Annotated in this window: 18 protein-coding genes; 6 read left to right on the top strand and 12 right to left on the bottom strand. The window is 52.2% G+C overall.

Annotation, left to right across the window (positions count from 1 at the left end; translation table 11 throughout):
- Positions 1-11 precede the first annotated feature (11 nt).
- Both HG66A1_RS01265 and HG66A1_RS01260 read right to left on the bottom strand, forming a co-directional pair.
- Complete coding sequence (locus HG66A1_RS01265) at positions 12-1,358, bottom strand: right-handed parallel beta-helix repeat-containing protein (protein WP_145180098.1); 1,347 nt, start codon at positions 1,356-1,358, stop codon at positions 12-14.
- A gap of 172 nt (positions 1,359-1,530) precedes the next feature.
- Positions 1,531-2,697 (bottom strand): sialidase family protein, encoded by a 1,167-nt coding sequence (locus HG66A1_RS01260; RefSeq protein WP_145180096.1) that lies wholly within the window; start codon positions 2,695-2,697, stop codon positions 1,531-1,533.
- Positions 2,698-3,403: 706 nt separating this feature from the next.
- Between HG66A1_RS01260 and HG66A1_RS01255 the strand changes: the two genes are divergently transcribed.
- Together HG66A1_RS01255 and HG66A1_RS01250 are read left to right on the top strand one after the other, a co-directional pair.
- Positions 3,404-4,354 (top strand): DUF1559 domain-containing protein, encoded by a 951-nt coding sequence (locus HG66A1_RS01255; protein WP_145180095.1) that lies wholly within the window; start codon positions 3,404-3,406, stop codon positions 4,352-4,354.
- 158 nt (positions 4,355-4,512) lie between these two features.
- The gene (locus HG66A1_RS01250; RefSeq protein ID WP_232106732.1) at positions 4,513-5,022 is read left to right on the top strand and encodes a carboxypeptidase regulatory-like domain-containing protein; all 510 of its coding nucleotides are present in this window, start codon (positions 4,513-4,515) and stop codon (positions 5,020-5,022) included.
- Positions 5,023-5,338: 316 nt separating this feature from the next.
- Here HG66A1_RS01250 and HG66A1_RS01245 read toward each other — a convergent pair whose 3' ends face one another.
- The 7 genes from HG66A1_RS01245 to HG66A1_RS01220 form a co-directional block, all read right to left on the bottom strand.
- Positions 5,339-5,791 carry a carboxypeptidase-like regulatory domain-containing protein gene (locus HG66A1_RS01245; protein ID WP_145180091.1) on the bottom strand — a complete coding sequence of 151 codons (453 nt, stop codon included), beginning with the start codon at positions 5,789-5,791 and terminating at the stop codon, positions 5,339-5,341.
- Between the two features lie 146 nt (positions 5,792-5,937).
- A complete protein-coding gene (locus tag HG66A1_RS01240; protein WP_145180089.1) occupies positions 5,938-6,939 on the bottom strand; it encodes a DUF1559 domain-containing protein in 1,002 nt (333 codons plus the stop codon).
- Between the two features lie 574 nt (positions 6,940-7,513).
- Complete coding sequence (locus HG66A1_RS01235; protein WP_145180087.1) at positions 7,514-7,972, bottom strand: carboxypeptidase-like regulatory domain-containing protein; 459 nt, start codon at positions 7,970-7,972, stop codon at positions 7,514-7,516.
- 171 nt (positions 7,973-8,143) lie between these two features.
- The gene (locus HG66A1_RS01230) at positions 8,144-9,121 is read right to left on the bottom strand and encodes a DUF1559 domain-containing protein (RefSeq protein ID WP_145180085.1); all 978 of its coding nucleotides are present in this window, start codon (positions 9,119-9,121) and stop codon (positions 8,144-8,146) included.
- 337 nt (positions 9,122-9,458) lie between these two features.
- Positions 9,459-10,442, bottom strand: coding sequence for a DUF1559 domain-containing protein (locus HG66A1_RS01225; protein WP_145180083.1), 984 nt, complete (start codon positions 10,440-10,442; stop codon positions 9,459-9,461).
- Positions 10,443-11,078: 636 nt separating this feature from the next.
- Positions 11,079-11,249: a hypothetical protein gene (locus HG66A1_RS31810; RefSeq protein WP_155364457.1), complete on the bottom strand. Its 171-nt coding sequence runs from the start codon at positions 11,247-11,249 to the stop codon at positions 11,079-11,081.
- Positions 11,250-11,296: 47 nt separating this feature from the next.
- A complete protein-coding gene (locus HG66A1_RS01220) occupies positions 11,297-12,355 on the bottom strand; it encodes a DUF1559 domain-containing protein (protein WP_145193641.1) in 1,059 nt (352 codons plus the stop codon).
- A 516-nt stretch (positions 12,356-12,871) separates the two neighbouring features.
- Here HG66A1_RS01220 and hisF point away from each other — a divergent pair.
- Complete coding sequence (gene hisF / locus HG66A1_RS01215; RefSeq protein ID WP_145180081.1) at positions 12,872-13,666, top strand: imidazole glycerol phosphate synthase subunit HisF; 795 nt, start codon at positions 12,872-12,874, stop codon at positions 13,664-13,666.
- Here the strand turns inward: hisF and HG66A1_RS31805 are convergent.
- Positions 13,653-13,829, bottom strand: coding sequence for a hypothetical protein (locus HG66A1_RS31805; RefSeq protein ID WP_197996937.1), 177 nt, complete (start codon positions 13,827-13,829; stop codon positions 13,653-13,655). The genes hisF and HG66A1_RS31805 overlap by 14 nt on opposite strands.
- Positions 13,830-13,906: 77 nt before the next feature.
- On the opposite strand from HG66A1_RS31805, the gene HG66A1_RS01210 reads away from it, so the two are divergent.
- Positions 13,907-15,061, top strand: coding sequence for a type IV pilus twitching motility protein PilT (locus HG66A1_RS01210; RefSeq protein ID WP_145180079.1), 1,155 nt, complete (start codon positions 13,907-13,909; stop codon positions 15,059-15,061).
- A gap of 75 nt (positions 15,062-15,136) precedes the next feature.
- Here HG66A1_RS01210 and HG66A1_RS01205 read toward each other — a convergent pair whose 3' ends face one another.
- Complete coding sequence (locus HG66A1_RS01205; RefSeq protein WP_145180077.1) at positions 15,137-16,063, bottom strand: SMP-30/gluconolactonase/LRE family protein; 927 nt, start codon at positions 16,061-16,063, stop codon at positions 15,137-15,139.
- A gap of 289 nt (positions 16,064-16,352) precedes the next feature.
- Between HG66A1_RS01205 and HG66A1_RS01200 the strand changes: the two genes are divergently transcribed.
- Complete coding sequence (locus HG66A1_RS01200) at positions 16,353-19,355, top strand: PVC-type heme-binding CxxCH protein (RefSeq protein WP_145180075.1); 3,003 nt, start codon at positions 16,353-16,355, stop codon at positions 19,353-19,355.
- Between the two features lie 139 nt (positions 19,356-19,494).
- Positions 19,495-20,919, top strand: coding sequence for a class II fumarate hydratase (locus HG66A1_RS01195; protein ID WP_145180073.1), 1,425 nt, complete (start codon positions 19,495-19,497; stop codon positions 20,917-20,919).
- A 4-nt stretch (positions 20,920-20,923) separates the two neighbouring features.
- On the opposite strand, the gene HG66A1_RS01190 is transcribed toward HG66A1_RS01195, so the two are convergent.
- A complete protein-coding gene (locus HG66A1_RS01190; protein WP_145180070.1) occupies positions 20,924-21,637 on the bottom strand; it encodes a metallophosphoesterase family protein in 714 nt (237 codons plus the stop codon).
- Between the last annotated feature and the right edge of the window lie 15 nt (positions 21,638-21,652).

Raw genomic sequence — 21,652 nt, 5'->3', positions numbered from 1 at the left:
GATCAGAGTGCTCAGGTCGCCTGACGTTGATCGTCAATCGACTTCATGAAGCCCTCAATCTTGTTGTCTGCCAGCTCTATCTTGCCTGCCTCCGGACCAATGCGGATCCCGGTCCGCTGCATCGGCTGGCGTTGCTCGCTGATCAGGTTTTCTTTGATGACCAGATCCGAAGTGCGGCCCGTAATATCAATGGCCACACCATTCGCGGCACCGCTGTTGAGGATCTGATTTTTGACCACGGTATTCCGGTTCGCCCAGAAATTCTTGCCGCGGGCGTCGTTGCGGAACAGAATCCCCACCTGCTTGCTGTCGGCGACAATATTCTCACGCATCACATTGTCGGTATCGTTGTGACCGATAGAGATGCCGATATCATTTCCCGTCAGCTGATTCTTTTCGGCCAGTCCGTATTTCACACCCCAGCACCAGAACAGTCCAATATGATTGTTCTCGAAGCGGTTATTCTGAATCAGGGGGCGTTGTGAACCGGAGCCGGGATGCACGCCCAGTCCCTCGTGATCATGACTGTGGCAGTTTTCGACTTTCACATCGTGACAGATCTGGAAGCTGATGCCGTCCCCGTTGTAGTTGCGCGCGGTGACATTCCGAATTGAGTAGCGATTGCAATCCTGCAGAAAGATGCAACCCCCGTAGTTGCCGTTGAGGTTGGTATTGTTTTTCCGATTGCCGTCCAGCGTCAGATTTTCGATCACAACATCGCGGGTATATTCGCTGGCCAGCAGCGGGAACAGTGAAGCAACCGTCGGCTTTCCGGAAAGCCAGACATTTTTCCGCAGACCATCATTCAACTTGAAACGATTTCCCGAGCGCGCCACGAGTGTGCGTTTTATGACATCCTGTCCGCCGGTACTCGGATTCTTTGTGACCAGCACGACACCATCGCCTACCTGGAAACCGGCCGACTTCTCCAGTGTGATCTCCTGATCGTACCAGTCCGAGTCTTCAGAAATCGCCACCGTTTCCGATGGGCCTTTGGTGATGATCGTCTCGGGGCCACTTCCCAGCAGACGGATATGAGAGGGCAGATGCAGGGCATTACGCAATGTGAACGTGCCGGGCAGGATCTGAACCGTACCGCCCCCTTTGCCGGCGATATAGTCGATGGCGGCCTGCAACGCTTTGTCACTGCTGCCTACGATGTCCCCTTTGTCGGTTCCCACGGAGATCGACAGTCGCTCGTCCCAGTTCGGTTCAAACCGTTGATCGCCATCGGTGGCCCGCGGATCGTTTACCGCTGGCTTCTGACCTGCGGCCAGCTTTCCAGTCGCAGCTGATCCCAATCCAGTAGCGAGTGCGGCTCCGAGAAACTGACGGCGGGATACGGACGATGCAGGCATGATGAACTCCGAAACGATACAGGGAATTAATAAACACTCTTAATCAATTAGTCTCCCGTAAGCAGCCTGTAAGTTCAAGAGAAATTCGACCTAAATCAGGAATCGCCTGAGTGCGCTTGCGCTATCGGCCAGCTGCCTGTCACTTTCAGACAACTGACCCTGCTTAGCACCGTTAGTCTTTTCCGTAAATCGCCGAGAGGGGAATCAAAGTAATCTGAGATTCTGCCAGACCGTTGTTCTTAGTTCGGTCTCCGGCACAATGTCCGAGCAGCACGCCATCCTTTGTAAATTCTATCGCAGTGTAACAGTACCACCCGTTGGGATTGTCTTCTACATTCTGGACGAGTTCCCAGGTCTGCCCCTCATCCTTTGAGATGGCGATCGTCAGGGGAGTACGCTTACCGCGGAGCTCCGGACGAATGTCCTTGTGATTATTCCAGACCAGCAGCAGATCGCCAGTGGAGGGAATACGCTCGATCGACGCGGGTGAGACAGGGGAGATGATCTGCGAGGGCTTGAGTGTGGAAAATGTTTTTCCCCCATCTTTCGATGTGGCCACATACTGGCTGCCACCATTCGTGCGGCAGAACCCCATAACCGTTCCGTCTTTAAGCTGAACGATTCCCGGTTCCTGCATGTAAGGTTGCTTCTTGCCGGGTTGCGTCTCGACTTCAGCTGCCTGGCCGCGGTGCCAGCTCTTTCCCAGGTCATCAGAATAGTAACAGAGAAAACGGGCATTGGGATTGAAGCGGTTCGAACCAGGCAGATTCTGATGCAACGCTAAAGGCAGTACCAGTCGACCATCCTGTAACTGAATCACCCGATCATTATTCATGACATAGTAACCGACTTCTGATGCAGGAATGATTTCGGTCGCTTCACTCCAGGTAGCTCCTTCATCACGGCTGATCCGCATCACCGGTCGGAGATCATGAATGGAGTTCTTCCGCAGGTAGAACAGCGCGATCGAACCATCGTGCAGACGCAGCAGTGAAACAGACATGATGTTCTGTTGCGCGTCGTTCGGCATGATCGTTTCATCCTCTGCGGTCCAGGTTTTACCACCATCAGAGGAGTAACGTCCGGCCAGGTAAGCAGAAGAGTGATCGGCGGCGCCATCGGTAAAATGGGTGTAGACAAACAGGATGCGACCATCTTTGAGGGTAATGAAGTCCCCTTCACTGTTGCGGGGGTTATCTTTTGCAGGAGGCAGCTGCAGCGCACGTGTGGCTTTGCCTTGCTTCACCAGTGAATCGGCTGATTGCTCAGCAGCACCCAGAAATGAGATCGGTAACAGACCTGCCATTACAAACTTCCAGATCACTGTGCGACTACTCATTGTTATCCCTGCTTTCTAATCCTTGTTTATTTTTCAGGCCAGACATTATTCAATGTTGTTAATTTTTTACCGGCCTCTGTTTTACTACCTTTGATTGGACTCGATGCAGATTGCCTGTTCAAGCGGAGTGCTTTTGAATTTGTAGTTTTCCAGACAAATGACCGATCGCTCGTGATCAATTCTGTAGAGACATTTGTGTTCTCAACGGATTGCGCACTGTGGTTTGCCTTGAATGTTGATGAGAAGTCTGTCATACGAAATGTAATCTGGTGCATGCTTAACGATGAGGAGAAAACCTCAAAAAAAATCGACGATTTATAAACGCATGTAATCACATAAGATAGCCGTCGCGATTTGGATTGAGCGTTTTTGATTTTTCAAAAAATTGTTGACAAATTTTTAATCTGTTCTTTAATGAACGGACCTATATTCCATTCATCAGGGCAATCGCCCCTTAAAAAGTGAGACTTTTCCTGTCAATTCTGGCAGTTAATGTGGCGTAATATATATTCTTTACTCTTGTCTGAACTCTCAAGTCGCTCTGAATTCCTGTCTGAAAATTGCGTTCGCATAGTTCGATCTCCTTTCTTTCGTATTTCGTGTTGTGTACGCTGATTTTCGCTTCACTCTGAGGCTGGATGAGCTCCGGATAAGAGTAAGAGAAGTCCTATATTTCTCTTAATCCACTTAATCTCCGGAGGTGAAGATGAAACGACTCACACAAAAGAAACGAGGCTTTACCCTGATTGAATTGCTGGTCGTGATCGCGATTATTGCGATCCTGATCGCACTACTGCTCCCTGCAGTTCAACAGGCCCGTGAAGCTGCCCGTCGCTCGACCTGTAAAAACAATCTCAAGCAGATTGGCCTCGCGCTGCATAACTACCACGATACACACCGTATCTTCCCACAGATGCACGTTGAAAGTCGTCGTACTGCAGCGGATGACATCCCCACGGAAAGCTATCTGGCCTGGACCGTCATGTTGCTTCCATTCATGGACCAGACCCCCTTGTACAACAAGATTAACTTCGATGCCGCCTGGCGTGATTCCTCAGGCACATTACTGCAACCCACGTTGGTCAAAACATCGATCCCCCCCCTCAACTGCCCTTCTGACCCGATGGATAACGGTATCAATACCAACATTGGTTCCTACGGCAAGAGCAACTATCCGGGAATTTACTCTCCCTGCGACATCAACCCCACCAGCGGCACAGGACGATGCTATAACGGCGCATTCAATAATCATACAGCCCGACGCCTGCGTGATTTTACGGATGGTCCCAGTAACGTCATTATGGTTGGCGAACGCACCACGGAAGACCGGGGATCAGGAGGGGTCTGGATGGGGACTTCTGTTGTCACTACGAATGCCAGTGCAGGCAATTATGGCAACTGGCCCTGGCATACTGCCCTGGTGCGTACCTGGCAGGGTGCCTCTGCAACACCAGACCCATCTACAATTTATCTGATCAACGGGATCAACAACAACGACGGACTGCGTTATGCCTGGTCATTAAGCAGTTCTCATGAAGGTGGTTGTCACTTCCTGCTGGGAGATGGCGGTGTCAGATTTATCAGTGAAAACATTGACGGAAATCTGCTCGTCTATCTGGCAGGCATCAACGACAAAAATGTGATTGGGGAATTCTAAGCGTTTCACTGACTATTTAATGAAAGACGAACCAGCGCCCGGTTTTACCCTCAGGTAAAACCGGGACTTCTTTTTTTCATCGTTACGCCCTAACACAACACAAGAATAAGACTTTCAGCGAATTTGCGAGGGAAGACAACATGACCTGCATTCTAAGGATGTCACTAAAACCCTGCCTGTTGCTTATCTTGACCTGCTGCCTGGGATGCTCTGGTGGATCTGATGTAGAACTAGGCAAAGTGACCGGGCTGGTCACAATGAATGGAGAGCCCCTGGCTGATGCCATCGTGGTTTTCAAGCCGGCAGAGGGTAATCCTTCGACAGGCAGAACGGACAGCAATGGAAATTACGACCTGACTTATCTGGGAAATTCGCCCGGCGCTATCGTGGGCAAACATTCCGTCAGGATCACCACGGGACAACCACTGGGAGAAATGGCCGGAGTCAATGCTGACACGGATTTCGCCAGCATGGATTCAGCCGACACCATCGACATTTCGACTCCTCCAGCCGAATCTGAAGCTGATGTCACCATGAGACGCGCCCGACCCAAGCCGAAAAAAACCGGCAAAGAAGTGATCCCCGCCAGGTACAATACCAAGACGGAGCTTCAGGCAGAGGTCACTGACGGGGAAAATGTCATCGACTTTGATCTGTCGATCGATTAGTCATTGTCACTGACAACATGCTTTCAAAACTCGAATTGCAAGCTGCAGTTCCGGTCACTGTGCGCTAACAATCTATTTCCCCTGAACTCGCCTTCTGAAACCAGCTTCACCCATTTCAATATGGTCTACATGAAGTTGACATGTGCCTCTAACGATCACCTATCGAACTCCGGAAAAGCCAATGAACTCACTTTTACTTTCGGTTGATAGATAGAAATGAAAACAGGACAATCCCCAACGGGACTGCCCTGTTTACAAGGGGGACCAGTGCTGTCGAACCTTATCTATTAGATAAAGCAAGGTAATCTTTTAAAGATCATTTCCCTTTGCTTTTGACTTCAAATTTATAAGGTTCATTCGTCTTGCCAACCGTGGCAGAAACTGGTGTTTTCTCGGGATCGTTATAGATATCTGCGATTTGATTTACGGCGCCCACATCAATCGCGATCTCATCGTTTCCGATGGAACTGCCGTCCGGTTTGACCAGGCGGGAAAACAGGACTCGATAAGTCCCTTCAGGAACACCGTCCCGGTCATCTTTATACTTCAGAGTAAAAGCCCCTGTTTCATCGGTCACCCCGCCTGCACCTAATCCTGAGGTTCCTTCCGCAGGCATGAAAAAGACTGTCACAGAAGGCAATGGCTTTCCGTCTACAGTCACAGTCCCGTTCACAGGGTAAACATCAAGGGTCGATTCGTCGCCACCTCCACCACCACATCCTGTCAGGCAGAGAAGCAAACAGCTCAAAAGTAGTCGATATTTCAGCATCAGATTAATATCCAGTCCTGTCGGTAGATCAAATGTAGATTGAGAGGGATCTGAAGATAGATGAGTAGAAAATAGACCACGGGCGAAGGAACGTCCTCCCGTGGCCCTCTTCATAATCAGGTTAACAGATAGTTGCACCGCCTGGTTTAGAATTCACCAATCGGGTTTCCATCGGCAATGTAGGCAAGCCGATTACGAGTGGTGGCATCCAAGTTCTCACTAACAAAGCGAACTGCACCATCGCCCATTAAGACATGGGCCCCACCGGTGTGTAAACTGCCCACGGAAGACCAGTCACCCAATCGGCCCACGGTTCCACTGACATTTGGTGGTGAGTACCAGGAACAGCATTTCCAGTAATTGATACCGTTACCGTAAGTCAGGTCGACACCATGGCCCACCCATTTCGCGTGGCCCCACGTCTGCGATACCCCGTTGAAGGTCCATCTGATTGTTTCGGCGACAGCGACTGTGTTACTCATTCCGTCTTTGACATCACGAATCTGAGCACAGGCATTGATACCGAACATCCGACGGGTCGTCCGACCTTCCAGCAGCCAGTTGCTGGCGGAACTGGATGTACGAGTTGTGCTGAAATCGTAGTTCGTGTAAGCCGCAGTCTGAGTGGAACTACCAGGTGCGATTGAGTAATGAGCGCTGCTTGTCGTACGATAGTGCGTATCATTGTCATCGGAAGGACACATGAATGCAGGAATGATCTTCGAGATCACCTGATCGTTCGCATTGCCGGCTGCCCCAGGCAGAATATTGCCAGGTACAGGCTTCGCAGACGGAGCCCCGGTACTGGCTGCCAGGCTGAAGTTAAACTGGTTGTAGAGGTTTGCCTGATCAATGTAAGGCAACAGCATCAACCATCCACGATGATTCAGGCCAAACGCAGTACTGGCGGATCCTGACGTAATACTATGCGGATGCGACACAGAATAAGGAAATACCTTGTGTGCATCGTGATAGTTGTGCAGGGCCAGTCCAATCTGTTTCAGATTGTTTTTACAAGTCGAGCGACGGGCTGCTTCACGGGCCTGCTGAACGGCAGGCAATAAGAGAGCGATCAGAATTGCGATAATCGCGATGACGACCAGCAATTCGATCAGTGTGAACGCACGCCTTTTTTTGAGCTGCAGCATTTTCCACCTCCGGAAAAAAGAAAAAGAAATGAGGTATAAATACGCTTAAGTGCGGGCTCAAACAGATTTTAAAATGCGCAATTGTCTAACTGATTCTGGACATGAAATAGAAGCTGAAAAGAACGACGAATCAACAATCACACAGCATGAAATTGTATGTGCCGACACTAAGAACTTAGTGAATACTGAAACAACACAAAACGAATTTATGATTAGACGATTTTAAAGTCAGAAGGGAATTTCATCTCTGAAACTAGATATGAAGAGATGATTAATAATTCTTATTATGTTATTGGGGCTTTCAATATGTCAATCATTTTTCTGAGGTTCGTTAACTTTTTCGACATTTCGTTGACAGAAGTGTGAAACGCATCCCTCTGGACTCAAAGTCAACCAGCCTTGCCTGCTCGCATATAGAACAACCAGTACCCCAGTCGACAACGCTTGCTGGTGAATAGGAATTATTCTCTAAAGCCATAAAAAATGGGAGGTTGGAACCAACCTCCCTGAAATTCATTGTTGCTGTAAACTTGCTCCAGACCGTTCAAAATTGAAGCATTTTTGATTGCGAACTTTATTTTGATTTAATTTCGTAATCCAGAGTTGCAGAGGGCGCTGCCACCGTAGCGATGGTCAGATTCATCTCACGGTTGGGATTCGTGTACTTCTCGGGCAGTAACTGCACTGCCCCCACATCGGCCGCATCTTTCCCTTCAGGAATGGGACTTCCGTCTGGCAGGCCCATCATAGAGAAAGTGACAACATACTCTCCCGGTTCTACTCCAGGCTTATTGCTGCGGTGAGTCAGCGTGTACTTACCATCTTGATCAGTCACACCATACCCACCCGTTCCGGAGGTCTTCTTTCCCGGGTTGAAGATAACGGTAATATTCGCCTTCGGCTCGCCATCCAGTTTTACGGTCCCCGTAACGGGGACAAGATCATCGGGAACCTCTGAAGTGTGACCACCACAACCACTCAGTAAGCCGACCGTCATCAGCAGAACGGCCATCTGTCTATTCAATTTCAACATACATCTTTCTTTCAATCTTGTCGGATGGGAATTCGTCGTTGGTTATTCTCAGTCACATCGCTTCAGATCCTGCTCATCTAATTTTCGCCCTGAAGAGGAGAAAAAGACGGTCCTCCTTCATCCGGTTGAGGGAAGAAGGAGAACAACCAGGTCTGACTCTGGAAATTAAAATTAGAATTCTCCGAGAACGTTTCCGTCAGAGATATTCGCCAGATTATTACGAGTCGTCGTATCGATGTTTTCACTGACAAATCGAACAGCACCGTCACCCATCAACACATGCAACCCGCCCACATGGGTACTGCCGGGATCGCCCCATTCACCAAGACGGCCAGGCTGAAACTGTTGCATAGGCGGAGTTCTCCAAGTGCAGCAACGGAATTCATTGATACCCCGGCTTGACTTGAAATTGGTCCCCAGACCTACATGCGACGCAGCCGCCCAGGACTGGCATTCACCATCATCGACATCCAGTGTGGTCTCTACGACAGCGACTGTGTTACTGGTACCATCTTTGACATCACGAACCTGACAGTTTGAGCTGATCCCGAACATGGCGCGTGAGGTTTTACCTTCCAAAGTCCAGAGATTACAGGCCCCCGTGTCGTGGGCGTTCGTCACACTGAAGCCATAGCTGGTGCGCGCGGAATTGGCAACTCCGGTTCCGTAGGCTGTACTGGCAGGAGCATACTGAGCCCCGCCATCATCAGAAGGGCAGATCAGGATCGGAATGACATTCGTACCAAGAACCGCATTCCCGCTGGCAATCGCGCCTCCACCTGCCAGCGTCCCGCTGACATCGTTTCGTGATCCTGTGGCAGCACTGAAATTGTACTGGTTATACAGGTTTGCCTGGTCCATGAAAGGCAGCAGATAAAGCCAGCCGGTATGGTTCGTGATAGTGGCTCCACCTGCGGTTGTGCAGGTACCAGGATTGGCAGTGGCATAGGGGAATACGCGATGGGTGTCATGGTAGTTGTGCAGTGCCAGACCGATCTGCTTCAGGTTGTTTTTGCACGTTGATCTGCGGGCTGCTTCACGCGCCTGTTGTACCGCCGGCAAGAGCAGAGCAATCAGGATCGCAATGATGGCAATCACCACCAGCAGTTCGATCAAGGTGAAGCCCCGCTTGAATAATTTCTGTCGCATTGGGTGTCTCCAGTTAAATAAGAGAAAGGAACGAAAAAAAACGACTAAAAGAGATGACTACAATTCGGAGTCGAATTGAATAAGACAATTAAATAAACACTCATCAGGTGTTGATGTAGCGATCAAAAATAAAGGAGATTTAAAAATCTCAATTAATTACCCGCAAGGGAAACACCTTTTAATATTTAGCTTTAATAATTATTGAGTTCGGGAGAATTCCCTGTCAACCAGATTTGTGTAACCCGCGTCAGAAATGTAAACACATGCAAATTGGCCTATGCATCACGACGGGCCGGATTTGAATCAACCGACCCGTCGAAATCAGCTTAAATGACTCTTAAAATTCTCCCAGGGGATTCCCATCAGAGATATTGGCCAGATTGAGACGCGTGTTGGTATCGATATTTTCGCTGATAAACCGGACTGCGCCATCCGCCAGCAGAACGTGCATTCCACCGGTATGGGTACTGCCCGGCTCTCCCCATTCTCCCAGGCGTCCTGGTTGAAACTGAGCATTAGGAGGAGTTCGCCAGGTGCAGCAGCGAAATTCATTGATGCCCCGGCTGGCTTTCAGCATGACCCCCATCCCCACATGTGAAGAGGCAGCCCAGATCTGACACTCGCCGTCATCGACATCCAGGGTCGTCTCAGCAACCGCGACGGTGTTGCTGGTTCCATCTTTGATATCGCGGATTTTGCACTTGGAATTCGCACCAAACATGGTGCGGTTGGTTTTGCTTTCATTCACCCAGTAGGTACAGTTCCCCCCCCAGTACTCACCAGTGGTCACACTGAACCCGTAACTGGTGCGGGCCGAGTTGGCTACGCCGGTGCCATAATTCGTATCAGCCCCCGAATAGGTCGAGCCGCCATCATCTGAGGGACAAAGCAGAATCGGAATGATGTTCGTTCCCAGCTGGGCATTCCCGGTAGTGATCGAGCTACCGCCGGCCAGGGTATTCGAGGTTTTGTTATGCTGCCCGGTCGCCGCACTGAAATTGAACTGGTTGTAGAGGTTCGCCTGATCCATGAAAGGGAGCAGGTAGAGCCAGCCGGTATGATTGGTGATCGTGGCATTCGGGTCTGCTGGGATACAGTTACCGGGGTTCGCGGTTGCATACGGGAAGAGCTGGTGCGTGTCGTGATAGTTATGCAGAGCCAGTCCGATCTGCTTCAGGTTATTTTTACAGGTAGAGCGACGGGCGGCTTCACGGGCCTGTTGAACAGCGGGGAGTAACAAGGCAATCAGAATCGCGATGATGGCAATCACCACCAGAAGTTCAATCAGAGTAAAACCGCGCAAGGTTGTGCGTTGTTTCATGTCGGTCTCCAGTCTCGGATCTATCAAGAAATGGTATGAAGTCGCAGCCAGACAATGATCAAGCTTTTGCCTGGAGCGTCATGCAGCATAGGGTGACTCGTTTCTGGGTCGTTCCGTGCAGGCATTTTCTTTCAGCGCAGGAATAGAGAATGCAATGTGTAGCGGAGGAACTAGTAGTCAGGGCATCGGTCCTGTGTTATGTGGAAACGACAGTTCAGGAGCGCCCCGAAGGTGGGTTATGGATGGTCTTCGAATCAACTATTCACCAGTCATCTGAGATTCGAATTACTTTCAGGTTACCCTGAATGGAAAGGGAGTCAATCCCGATTAGCGCATTATCTTGGTAATTAGAATGGAATACTAAATAACGCTTACCACTGCGCGATCGATTATGACAAAACACCTGACCGCTGCAGACGGAAAAGTTTGTCTGCGCTGACAGAACAATGACGACAGATCGAGAGAGGGTGTATGGCGAATGATTTCACCAGCATGGAGGTCAGAGAGTCTGTGATGGTAAAGCAGCGGGGAGAGTGAAATGACCATCTCACTCTCCCCGACAATTCGTCATGCTAACTGTGGGAGTCCATTCCAGAATCTGCTGCAAAACGGGAACGCTCCGCAGATCGAAGACTGCTATTTGCCCCCCTGATCCATCTGGGCGCTGGACTCTTCAGCATTCAGTCCGGGATCAGGCTGGGTGTATTCTGCAGTCGTTTTGTCAGCACACGCTGAAAGCGACAGACAGAGACAGAACAGACTCAGGGGAATCAGATTCCAGCTGCGTTTGATTTTTTTCAGATGCATGGTTTCTCCTTTCGAAACAGGTACTCCTCGTTTTAGTCAGTTCCTGATTAAAAATCGCCGAGGGTCAATCCATCATTTCTGTGATGCAGCCGCTGATAGATGCCAAAGTGATTACCGAGATAAGCTTTGTCATTCCAGCCCCCTGGTGCACCTGGCGCGCAAGCGTTGGCGTCATTGCTCCATTCACAACCACAGTTATTCGTGGCACAGGTAGAAGCGCTGCGGGTAGAAACGATGTGCTGAATGTTTTCGGAAATGAAACGTACAGCTCCATCAGCCATCAGGAAATGTGCGCCGCCCGTATGCACACTGCCATACCGCCAGTTCGTGCTGCCCAGACCGGGAGTGAGCTGATTGGTCATCGGATAGATCCCCGCTCCCAGGTACCAGTCCTGGCAGCAGGCGGTATCATTCCCCGGACTCGAAGTCTGATAGGTATTATGTTGCACGCCCAGCCATGAGCCACCGGTCCAGACCTGGTAAGACTTTTCACCGACGGCAATCGTGTTCGAGGTCCCATCGCTGATGGAGGCAATCTTGGTGGGGCGTGCCCGATCATAGGTGAAAAAGCCACCGGAAAGCCGGGGATCTGTACTGTCTCCATTCTGGAAACCGCCGATGCTGCCGAAATAACTGGTGCTCGGGATTGAGCTCATATAGTTGGGCGTACTCGAAGAATGGATGCTGCGTGTCGGAGCCCGGTCAGTATCACTGGGACACAGCACAATACTTAAACCGGAAACAGCATTGATCGCGGTTTTGTTGGTTCCCTCATAGATTCCGATGTTAAAATTGAGTTTGTTATACAGCGGTGCCTGATCCATGTAGGGTAGAATCAAGGCCCCCCAGGAAGCACCGCTTCCCAGTTCGACAGTACCATTCCAGCCGCGAATCTGTCCCGGAGGAAAACAACCAAAGGCTTCATGATAATTATGGAGTGCCAGGCCCATCTGCTTGAGATTATTTTTACAGGTGCTTCTGCGTGCCGCCTCGCGCGCCTGCTGGACTGCCGGTAGCAGCAGGGCAATCAGGATCGCGATGATGGCAATCACCACCAGCAACTCAATCAGGGTAAAACCTCGTCTTTGCCATTGATGACGTCTCATGTCTTTGCTCCTTTTTTTAGATAAAGAAAATGAAAGGACGGTCGAACAACTGAGACCTGATTGAATTCACCAGGCCCCGGCTTCGGATCGAAAGATCTCATGAAAGGAAGTCGCGGGGGCATAATGCCGCAGCGCCGAACGACAACATCAATCATCAGTACATTAATATACAAATGATTAATAAGGTTTAGTTTAGAGACCGTGAACTCAGCCTGTCAATCTCTTATCTATACAAATTCAGATAACCACCGTTTGTATAGTATGTTTAGAAAATCTGCTGCCATCGTGGCGTGAAACAGCGATTACCCGAAAGCGGTCGAGTGGGTTAAAGACAGAGAATCAGCACCACCATTAACACTGAGACGACAGTTTCAGAGAGAACTGATACTGGAGAGTCAGTGGCTTATTCGCTTCTGCAGGCTACCGAAACGGGGCACAGTCGTTTAATCTACAATGCAACGGGAACAAAACCTGTCAGTTCCCATCACAACTGTCTGAATCATTCCAGGTAATTTCATGCTGGCTAAACGCATTATTCCGTGTCTCGATGTGCATGCGGGACGGGTCGTCAAAGGGGTCAACTTCGTTAATCTGCAGGACGCCGGCGATCCGGTCGAGGTCGCTGCCCGCTACGAAGAACAGGGGGCCGACGAGCTGGTCTTCCTGGATATTACCGCCAGCCATGAAGAACGTGACATCATCCTGGATATCGTGCGTCGCACGTCCGAAGTCATCTTCATGCCTCTCACTGTCGGCGGGGGCATCCGCACGCTGGAAGACATTCGCGCCCTGCTGAATGCGGGCTGTGACAAGGTATCCATCAATTCTTCGGCTGTGAAAAATCCGGACCTGATCCGCGAGGCGGCCCTGCGATTCGGCAGCCAGTGTATCGTGGTGAATATCGATCCCAAGCGGGTAGAGAAAGACGGACAGGAATTCTGGGAAGTACACGTTAATGGCGGACGCGTTCCCACCGGACTGGAAGCGATCGAGTGGGCCAGACGAGTTGAAGAACTGGGTGCGGGGGAAATCGTCCTCACATCGATGGACGCAGATGGTACGAAAGACGGCTACGATTTACCGATGACCAAGGCCGTCGCGGAAGCGGTTTCCATTCCGGTCGTCGCCAGTGGTGGTGCCGGCTGCCCTGAACACTTATATCAAATCTTAACCGAAGGGAAAGCCAGTGCAGCGCTGGCCGCCAGTATTTTCCATTATGGCACCCATCCTGTTGACGAAACCAAACACTATCTGGCTGAGCGGGGAATTCCGATCCGTTTCAAAAGCGAAGTTTCACTCACACGGTCGTAACCGACAGCCGTTCCAGATCAACCGAGGGCCTCATCAGAGTGACAAATTTACCGGTATCACGATAAAAGGAGCTTGCATGTTCCTTGAGAGTCTTCAAAATAGTAATAGCGGCTTCTGCTGCAGGCACTGATTTTGGCCCGTTGGCCCGAAATCGTGACCACATGTCAGAACAGTCATTCCTGTCAACAATGCTGCAGGCTCTTGCAGTGAAATCGAATATGAGATTAGTGGAGTTTGTTAATGGCGACAACCGTTCCTGCGAAAGCAAAAGAGATCTCCCCGATCACCGGGCGTGCTGAAAATGAAGTTGATAAAGTGTTCCGCCAGCTGATCAAGCACGGCGGTTCCGACTTGCACATGCAGGTTGGTAAAGCGCCCATCCTGCGTGTGAAGGGTACTCTCCGCGAACTGCAGATGGATCCGATCGACCGAGATCAGATGATGGCGTTGTTTGATCCTATGATGGATGAACGCAACAAGAAAATCTTCCACGACGAAGGGGGAGCCGACTTTTCCTACGTCGTCGAGCATGAAGGCGAAGCCTGGCGTTTCCGTGTGAACCTGTTTATTCAGCTCGGCTTTCCCGGCATGGTCTCCCGTAAAATTGAACGCTCGATTCCCAACTTTGAAGGGCTGTTCCTGCCCCCCGTGATGGAGTCACTATGTAAGTTCGACCAGGGCATGGTTCTGCTGGCCGGGGTGACGGGTAGTGGTAAAAGTACGACGATTGCATCCATGTTGAACTGGGTCAACGACCACTACCGCAAACACATCCTGACGATCGAAGACCCGATCGAATTCGTGTATACGCAGAACAAGTGTCTGATCAACCAGCGTGAAGTCGGGATCGATGTAAAGGACTTCGAAATCGCGATGAAACACGCCGTGCGTCAGGACCCCGACATCATGCTGGTGGGGGAAATGCGTGACATGGAAACATTCTCGACAGCGATCCATGCTGCGGAAACGGGGCACCTTGTGTTTGGAACAATTCACGCATCCAACGCTCCTTCCTGCATCGGTCGTATTCTCGACCTCTTCCCACAGGACATGCACAAAGCACTCCGCGGCTCGCTGGCCTTCAACATGCGTGCCATCGTGGCCCAGAAACTGTTGAAAACCATCGTCGATAAACCGGGTCGTGTGCCGATTGTGGAAATCATGACCTTCAACCCGACCGTGCGTAAGCTGGTACTGGAAGAGCAGGACGAAAAGCTGGCCGCCGCCATCCGGATCGGTAAAGACGAAGGGATGCAGCAGTTCAACGACAGCCTCAAAGGCTTCATCGACCGCGAGTTCATCAGTCGTGCCGACGCGTTCGAAATTTCACCGAACGTGGAAGAACTGAAGATGACCCTCAAAGGGATCGACGTCAAAGGCGCCGCGATTCTGTAATCGCTGGCTGCATCATCAATCAGACCAGACTACAGGGTGCTGTCTCACCAGGCAGCACCCTGTGTTGCTTTGGACTCAGCGGTACTGGCCACCCGGGACTTTCATTTTCAGGCTGTAAACCTTGTTGGAGCAGGTCAGCAGGAGAGTCTTGCCATCCTCGCCGCCGAAGCTGACGTTCGAACAGAAGACAGGCACGGGAATCAGTCCGAGCGATTTCCCCTCAGGGCTCGCCACCCAGACACCGCCCCGCCCTGACAGATACAGGTTCCCTTCGGCATCGATGCTCATCCCGTCGGGCGAATCCTGACGTGCGGTCTCCGGATTGAAAAAGACTTTGCCCTCACCGACCGTGCCATCTTCTAGAATGGGATAGCTCCGCCACAGTTTCTCATGACTGTCGCCGACATACAAAGTCTTGCCGTCATTCGACGCGATAATTCCGTTCGGCACCGGCATCTCGGTAATGATTTTCTTCACAGCACCATCGGTTGTTCTAACGTAGACAGCGCTCGTTTTCCGGTTCTTGAAATCCGGGTCGGTAAAATAGATATTTCCATTCGGAGTCTGACAGACATCATTGGGCTGATTCCATTGCGGGTTCGCGGCAATCACGGTGGTCTCACTCGGCCCCGATTCACCAAAGCCGTAACTCATCACGTGCTGACCGTAGGCCTGCGCTCCCAGCATGTTCCCCTCGTTGGAGAGATAGGTGCCATTGATGCCTTTGGTATTATCCAGCCAGATGCGCGCCTGCCCTTCCCCGTCCAGACGTAGGATCTTGGTGTCTTTGTCCACAAACGAAGTGAAGTACCACTTCTTCCCCACGGGATCCCAGACGGGGCCCTCAAAGAAGGCTTTCGCAGCATACTCTTCCTCTAACTCGGCACCGGGAGCCACAGTCCTGGGGACCGGGTGCGATTCTTTCGGCTCTGCTCCAGAAAGCGGGAGCGTGTCACAGACGAGCAGGCACAACAGCAGTATCGATGTCACAGATTTCAGCATGGCAGCAGGTTCCTGGTGCGAATGATTTTCAAAAAAGAACAGACCGCGATTCAACAAACTCGGAGATTCGTCGTAATGCAAGCATGACGACCGGCGTTCCCCTGTGAGAATCAGAGAATCCCCGGGGAATCACCATGGTTTACTTGATTTTGGCCTGTTCTCCCCTCAGACTGATAGTCAGATTCTGAATTTCCTTTAAAAATCCCGGAATCTTCTCACCTGAACTCCTGCCCTGTTCATTCCCTGTGAATCAGGATCCGCGAAATTTGTAATCAAAGGAACGGGAACAATGAAACTGCGATTGTTCTTACTGCTCACCATCCTCGCCTCCGGTTCTCTCTACGTCGTCAGCCAGGCGGCTCCTCCGACACCGCCGCCTAATAATACGGGAGGCGAATTTTTCAGTCCCGCCGACTCGCTGAAACAATTCACCGTTCCGGAAGATCTCAAGCTCGAACAGGTGCTGGCCGAGCCAAATGTCAAACAGCCCATCTTCCTCAACTTTGATGAGCGGGGACGGATGTGGGTCATCAACTATCTGCAGTACCCTTACCCTGAGGGACTGCGAATCCTCAGTAAAGATAAACACCACCGGGCCGTCTACGACAAAGTCCCCCTGCCTCCCCCGCACGGCGACAAGGGAGACGACCAGATCACCATTCACGAAGATACCGACGGTGACGGCAAGTATGACAAACATTCTGTTTTTCTCGACGATTTGAACATCGCCTCTTCGTTCGTCAAAGGACGGGGCGGCGTCTGGGTCTTGAACCCGCCTTACCTGCTGTTCTATCCGGATAAAAACAACGACGATGTACCGGACGGCGATCCCGTTGTGCACCTCGAAGGTTTCGGCCTGGAAGATACCCACTCGGTCGTCAACAGTCTCCGCTGGGGACCGGACGGCTGGCTCTATTCCTCTCAGGGAAGTACCGTCTCCGGTAAAGTGAAAAAGCCGGGACAGAAAGACAGCGAAGCCATCCAGACGCTCGGCCAGCTGATCTGGCGTTATCATCCCGAAAAGAAAATTTACGAGATCTTCGCGGAAGGGGGCGGCAATGCGTTCGGCGTCGAGATCGACGATAAGGGACGTCTCTACTCCGGCCATAACGGCGGTAACACACGCGGCTTCCACTACACCCAGGGAAGCTATTACCAGAAAGGGTTTGGCAAACACGGCCCCCTCTCGAACCCTTACGCCTTCGGCTACTTTCAGGCCATGAAGCATGCCAAGGTTCCCCGCTTCACGCATAACTTCATTATCTACGAAGCCGAGACACTGCCCCAAAAGTACTGGGGGCACCTGTTTGGCATCGAACCTCTGCAGGGCCGCGTGGTAGAAAGCGCAGTCACTGCCGACGGTTCATCCTACCAGACCGAAGACCTGCAACGTCCGGTCGCGACCACCGACAAACGCTTCCGCCCCGTCGACATTAAACTCGGCCCGGACGGTGCAATTTATTTCTGCGACATGTACGAACATCAGATTGCCCACGGACAGCATTACTCGGGGCAGGTCGAAAAAGGGGACGGCCGCATCTATCGGCTGACAGCGAAAGATGCCAGGCCGCTGGCACCGTTTGACCTGGGCAAGAAGTCATCTCAAGAACTGATCGCGGTGCTCGATCATCCCAACCGCTGGTTCCGTCAACAGGCACTACGGCTGTTCGGCGACCGCAAGGATGCCTCGGTGATCCCCGCCCTGAAACAGAAGCTGTTCGAAACCGACGGCCAGTCTGCACTGGAAGCACTCTGGGCGCTGAACCTCAGTGGCGGCTTTGATGAAGCGGTCGCAGCGAAGTCGCTCAAACACTCTGACCCCTTCGTCAGGGCCTGGACGATTCGCCTGCTCTGCGATGACCACCGGGTCTCTCCCGAAATCGGACAACAGTTGATCGCCCTGGCACTCACCGAGCCTCACGTTCAGGTCCGCAGCCAGCTGGCCAGTTCGTCGAAACGGCTTCCCGCCGATCCGGGACTGCCGATCGCCTTTAACCTGCTCACTCGCTCGGAAGATCTGGACGACGTACATATCCCGCTGATCCTCTGGTGGTCGTTGGAAAAACGGGTCAATGAAGACCGGGACGCCCTGCTGGCGTACTTCGCAAAACCGGAAGTCTGGCAGTCGCCACTCGTGGAGAAATACATTCTGGAGCGGATCATGCGCCGCTTCGCCGCGACTGGCTCGCGTAACGATCTACTGGTCTGTGCGAAACTGCTCGAGCTGGCTCCTGAAAAATCACACGCCGAAATTCTGATGTCCGGCTTCGAAACCGCCATGAAGGGACGCTCCACGGCCAGCTTCCCCAAAGAGCTGGTCGCCGCCATGTCGAAGTATGGCGGACAGTCGATCTCCCTGGGTCTGCGACAGGGTGACAAAGAGGCTATCCAGAAAGCGCTGAAGATCGTCGCGGATTCCAAAGCAGATAACCAGAAGCGACTCGACCTGATTCAGATCTTTGGTGAAGTCAAAGTTCCTGCCTGCGTCCCCGTCCTGCTGGATATCATTTCCAACTCAAGTGACCTGCAGATGCAGATCGCAGCCATCAGCGCCCTGCAGCAATACCCGGACGACACCATCGGCAAAACAGTGACTAACCTCTATCCCAATATGTCGGACGATCTGCGGAGTGCCGCCCAGACCCTGCTTACGATTCGTAAAGCATGGGCGAAGGATTTCCTGCAGGCCATCGATGCCGGCAAGATTAACAAGACAACAGTCCCCGTCGAAACCGCCCGCAAGATGACAGTCTTCAGCGATGATGGCATCAGCAATCTGATTCAGAAACACTTCGGCTCGATCGCGGGTGCGACCACCGAACAGATGCAGCAACAGATCGCAGCGCACCAGAAGATGCTGCTCGCCAGTCAGGCAGAGCCCGATCGCTACGCGGGTGAGAAGCTCTTCCAGAAGCACTGTGGTAAATGCCATAAACTGTTCGGCGATGGCGGTGAGATCGGCCCCGATTTGACGTCCTTCAAACGGGACGACGTGGGCCGCATGCTGGTCAACATTGTCAATCCGTCCAATGAAATCCGGGAAGGTTTCGAAACCTATCTGGTTGTCACTGATGACGGACGGGTAGTGAACGGCTTCCTGGCAGACCAGGACAACAATGTGATCGTCATCCGCAGTGCGGACGGCCAGAGCATCACCGTCGAACGCGACAACATCGACGAAATGCTGCCCCAGAAAAAATCGCTGATGCCCGAGGGGCTGCTCGACAAGCTTTCGGATCAGGAAATCCAGGACCTGTTCAGCTACCTCCGCAGCTCCCAGCCGCTGCCGTAAGCAAATTTCCGCCCAGGTGGCGGGGCAATTGAGAAAACGGTACAACTTGCTAAAATTGAGGCCGGTGTTCTGCTGACAGATCACCGGCTTTTTTACGTGAAGACAATATTTACACTCTCTTAGTGACAGGAAACAAACCATGTCGGGGTTTCGAACCGAACGTGATTCAATGGGCGAAGTGCAGGTTCCCGCAGAAGCGTATTATGGCGCACAGACACAGCGGGCCGTTGAGAATTTTCAGATCTCCGGGAACACATTGCCCCCCAGCCTGATCCACGCCATGGGCAAGGTTAAGCTGGCCGCCGCACATGCGAATCGCGATCTGGGAAAACTCTCAGGCACGGGTAAGAATCCCCTCAATGACGAACAGATCAAGGCCCTGGTCTCAGCTGCCACCGAAGTTTCCGAAGGCAAATACGACGATCAGTTCCCGATCGACGTCTACCAGACCGGCTCGGGAACCTCGAGCAACATGAACGTCAACGAAGTGATCAGCAACCGGGCGATTGAAATTCTGGGAGAAGACCGCTTCGCCGCAGATAAATCCGTGCATCCCAACGATCACGTGAATATGGGACAGAGCACCAACGACACCTTCCCAACCGCCATTCACGTCGCTGTCGCGACCAGCATTCACGAACAGCTGATCCCCGGTCTGGAAAAGATGGCTGCCAGCCTGAAAGAAAAGGCGAAAGCCTGGGACCAGATCATCAAGATCGGACGGACTCACCTGGCAGACGCCACACCTCTGCGACTCGGCCAGGAATTTGGCGGCTTCGCCCGTCAGCTGGAACTGAGTATCGGGCGAGCCAAACGAGCCGCGGAAGCCGTCTATGAACTGCCCGTCGGTGGAACGGCGGTTGGTTCCGGAATCAACACGCACCCCGAATTCGGCAAACGGGTCAGCGAAGAACTGGCGAAGCTGACGGGAATCGCTTTCGTCGAAGCTGTCGACCACTTCGAAGGCAACGCCCAGCGCGACGGTCTGGTTGAATGCCACGCCGAACTGAAAACCATCGCCACCACTCTGTTCAACGTCTCTAACAACATTCGCTGGCTCGGCTCGGGTCCGCGCTGCGGATTCTATGAAGTTAAAATCCCCGACCTGCAGCCGGGCAGCTCGATCATGCCGGGCAAGGTTAACCCGGTCATGTGCGAAAGCATGATGCAGGCCACCACCCGCGTGATCGGCAACGACCAGACCATCACCATGTCGGGAGCCGCCGGCGGTCAGTTCCAGTTGAATATCATGATGCCCGTCATGGGCTTCACCGCCCTGGAAAGCGTGCACCTGCTGGCGAATTCCTGCAACGAATTCGTGAAGCTCTGTCTGGATAACATGGAAGCCAACGAAGAGGCCTGCAACGCGGCCGTGGAAAACAGCCTGTCGATGGTGACCAGCCTGAATCCACATATCGGCTACGAGAAAGCATCTGCGCTCGCCAAGGAAGCGTTCAAGTCAGGCAAGACGATTCGTGAGCTCTGCACCGAGCAGGAAATCCTGCCTGCAGAGACTCTGAAAGAAGCCCTCGACCCGATGAGCATGACCGAGCCTCAGGCCTAAGCGGTCACTCTTTCTGACTCGCTTCTGCAGTCATTCGTCCATTCCGGAGAACGCTGGCGCCCAGCTCCAGTGATTCTCCGGAGAGGCCGGCCGCTTCCATCTGACGAATCGCGGCCTCGATATCATATTCCTGCCGCTTGAGAGTCACCTTACCGTCCTCAATGATCGCATAGGAACAACGCGGGTCCCCGTCGCGAGGCTGTCCCACGCTGCCCGGGTTAATCACCTGCTTGTCTCCCAGATCGAGATGGAACGGAAGATGGGTATGCCCCACGCAGACAAAATTCGCATTGATTCCCTGTAGACGTGACCTCCAGCCCGCTTCGTTTTCACCCAGATATTCATCCAGGGGATCGCGGGGGGTTCCATGTACCAGGTAGAAGGTTACCCCTTCAATTGTGATCTGTTGTGAGATCGGCAGCCGCGCCAGGTATTTCATACGTACCCGATCCAGCAGGTCCCAGTGCAGCGGACGCGTGAAACAGGCCAGCTTTCGAAATCCGGTCGACCCCTTGGCTTCCACTCGTTGGGCGACGGCGTGATCGTGGTTCCCCCGCACACAGGCGGTCGCATGCTGCTTCACCCATTCGATGCAGGGCACCGGGTCGGTGCCATAATCCACCAGATCGCCGATACAGAGACAATAATCGAATTCTTCCTGAAGCGAAGACAGAGCCGCCCAGTTGGAATGAATGTCCGAAATCACGAGTACACGCATGTCTGCTTTCCTGCT

The organism is Gimesia chilikensis, from assembly GCF_007744075.1.
GTDB classification, from domain to species: domain Bacteria; phylum Planctomycetota; class Planctomycetia; order Planctomycetales; family Planctomycetaceae; genus Gimesia; species Gimesia chilikensis_A.
The sequence above is the reverse complement of the archived record's forward strand: the minus strand, read 5'-3'. Positions and strand labels throughout refer to the sequence as shown.

Excerpts from the sequence above, each read along its gene's own strand:
- HG66A1_RS01230 (WP_145180085.1), bottom strand. The coding sequence starts at position 9,121 with ATGCGACAGAAATTATTCAAGCGGGGCTTCACCTTGATCGAACTGCTG.
- HG66A1_RS01195 (WP_145180073.1), top strand. The coding sequence starts at position 19,495 with ATGTCGGGGTTTCGAACCGAACGTGATTCAATGGGCGAAGTGCAGGTT.
- HG66A1_RS01200 (WP_145180075.1), top strand. The coding sequence starts at position 16,353 with ATGAAACTGCGATTGTTCTTACTGCTCACCATCCTCGCCTCCGGTTCT.
- HG66A1_RS01240 (WP_145180089.1), bottom strand. The coding sequence starts at position 6,939 with ATGCTGCAGCTCAAAAAAAGGCGTGCGTTCACACTGATCGAATTGCTG.
- HG66A1_RS01245 (WP_145180091.1), bottom strand. The coding sequence starts at position 5,791 with ATGCTGAAATATCGACTACTTTTGAGCTGTTTGCTTCTCTGCCTGACA.
- HG66A1_RS01260 (WP_145180096.1), bottom strand. The coding sequence starts at position 2,697 with ATGAGTAGTCGCACAGTGATCTGGAAGTTTGTAATGGCAGGTCTGTTA.
- HG66A1_RS01190 (WP_145180070.1), bottom strand. The coding sequence starts at position 21,637 with ATGCGTGTACTCGTGATTTCGGACATTCATTCCAACTGGGCGGCTCTG.
- HG66A1_RS01255 (WP_145180095.1), top strand. The coding sequence starts at position 3,404 with ATGAAACGACTCACACAAAAGAAACGAGGCTTTACCCTGATTGAATTG.
- HG66A1_RS01225 (WP_145180083.1), bottom strand. The coding sequence starts at position 10,442 with ATGAAACAACGCACAACCTTGCGCGGTTTTACTCTGATTGAACTTCTG.
- HG66A1_RS31810 (WP_155364457.1), bottom strand. The coding sequence starts at position 11,249 with ATGCATCTGAAAAAAATCAAACGCAGCTGGAATCTGATTCCCCTGAGT.
- HG66A1_RS01205 (WP_145180077.1), bottom strand. The coding sequence starts at position 16,063 with ATGCTGAAATCTGTGACATCGATACTGCTGTTGTGCCTGCTCGTCTGT.
- HG66A1_RS01220 (WP_145193641.1), bottom strand. The coding sequence starts at position 12,355 with ATGAGACGTCATCAATGGCAAAGACGAGGTTTTACCCTGATTGAGTTG.
- HG66A1_RS01210 (WP_145180079.1), top strand. The coding sequence starts at position 13,907 with ATGGCGACAACCGTTCCTGCGAAAGCAAAAGAGATCTCCCCGATCACC.
- HG66A1_RS01250 (WP_232106732.1), top strand. The coding sequence starts at position 4,513 with ATGTCACTAAAACCCTGCCTGTTGCTTATCTTGACCTGCTGCCTGGGA.
- HG66A1_RS31805 (WP_197996937.1), bottom strand. The coding sequence starts at position 13,829 with ATGTGGTCACGATTTCGGGCCAACGGGCCAAAATCAGTGCCTGCAGCA.
- HG66A1_RS01265 (WP_145180098.1), bottom strand. The coding sequence starts at position 1,358 with ATGCCTGCATCGTCCGTATCCCGCCGTCAGTTTCTCGGAGCCGCACTC.
- hisF (WP_145180081.1), top strand. The coding sequence starts at position 12,872 with ATGCTGGCTAAACGCATTATTCCGTGTCTCGATGTGCATGCGGGACGG.
- HG66A1_RS01235 (WP_145180087.1), bottom strand. The coding sequence starts at position 7,972 with ATGTTGAAATTGAATAGACAGATGGCCGTTCTGCTGATGACGGTCGGC.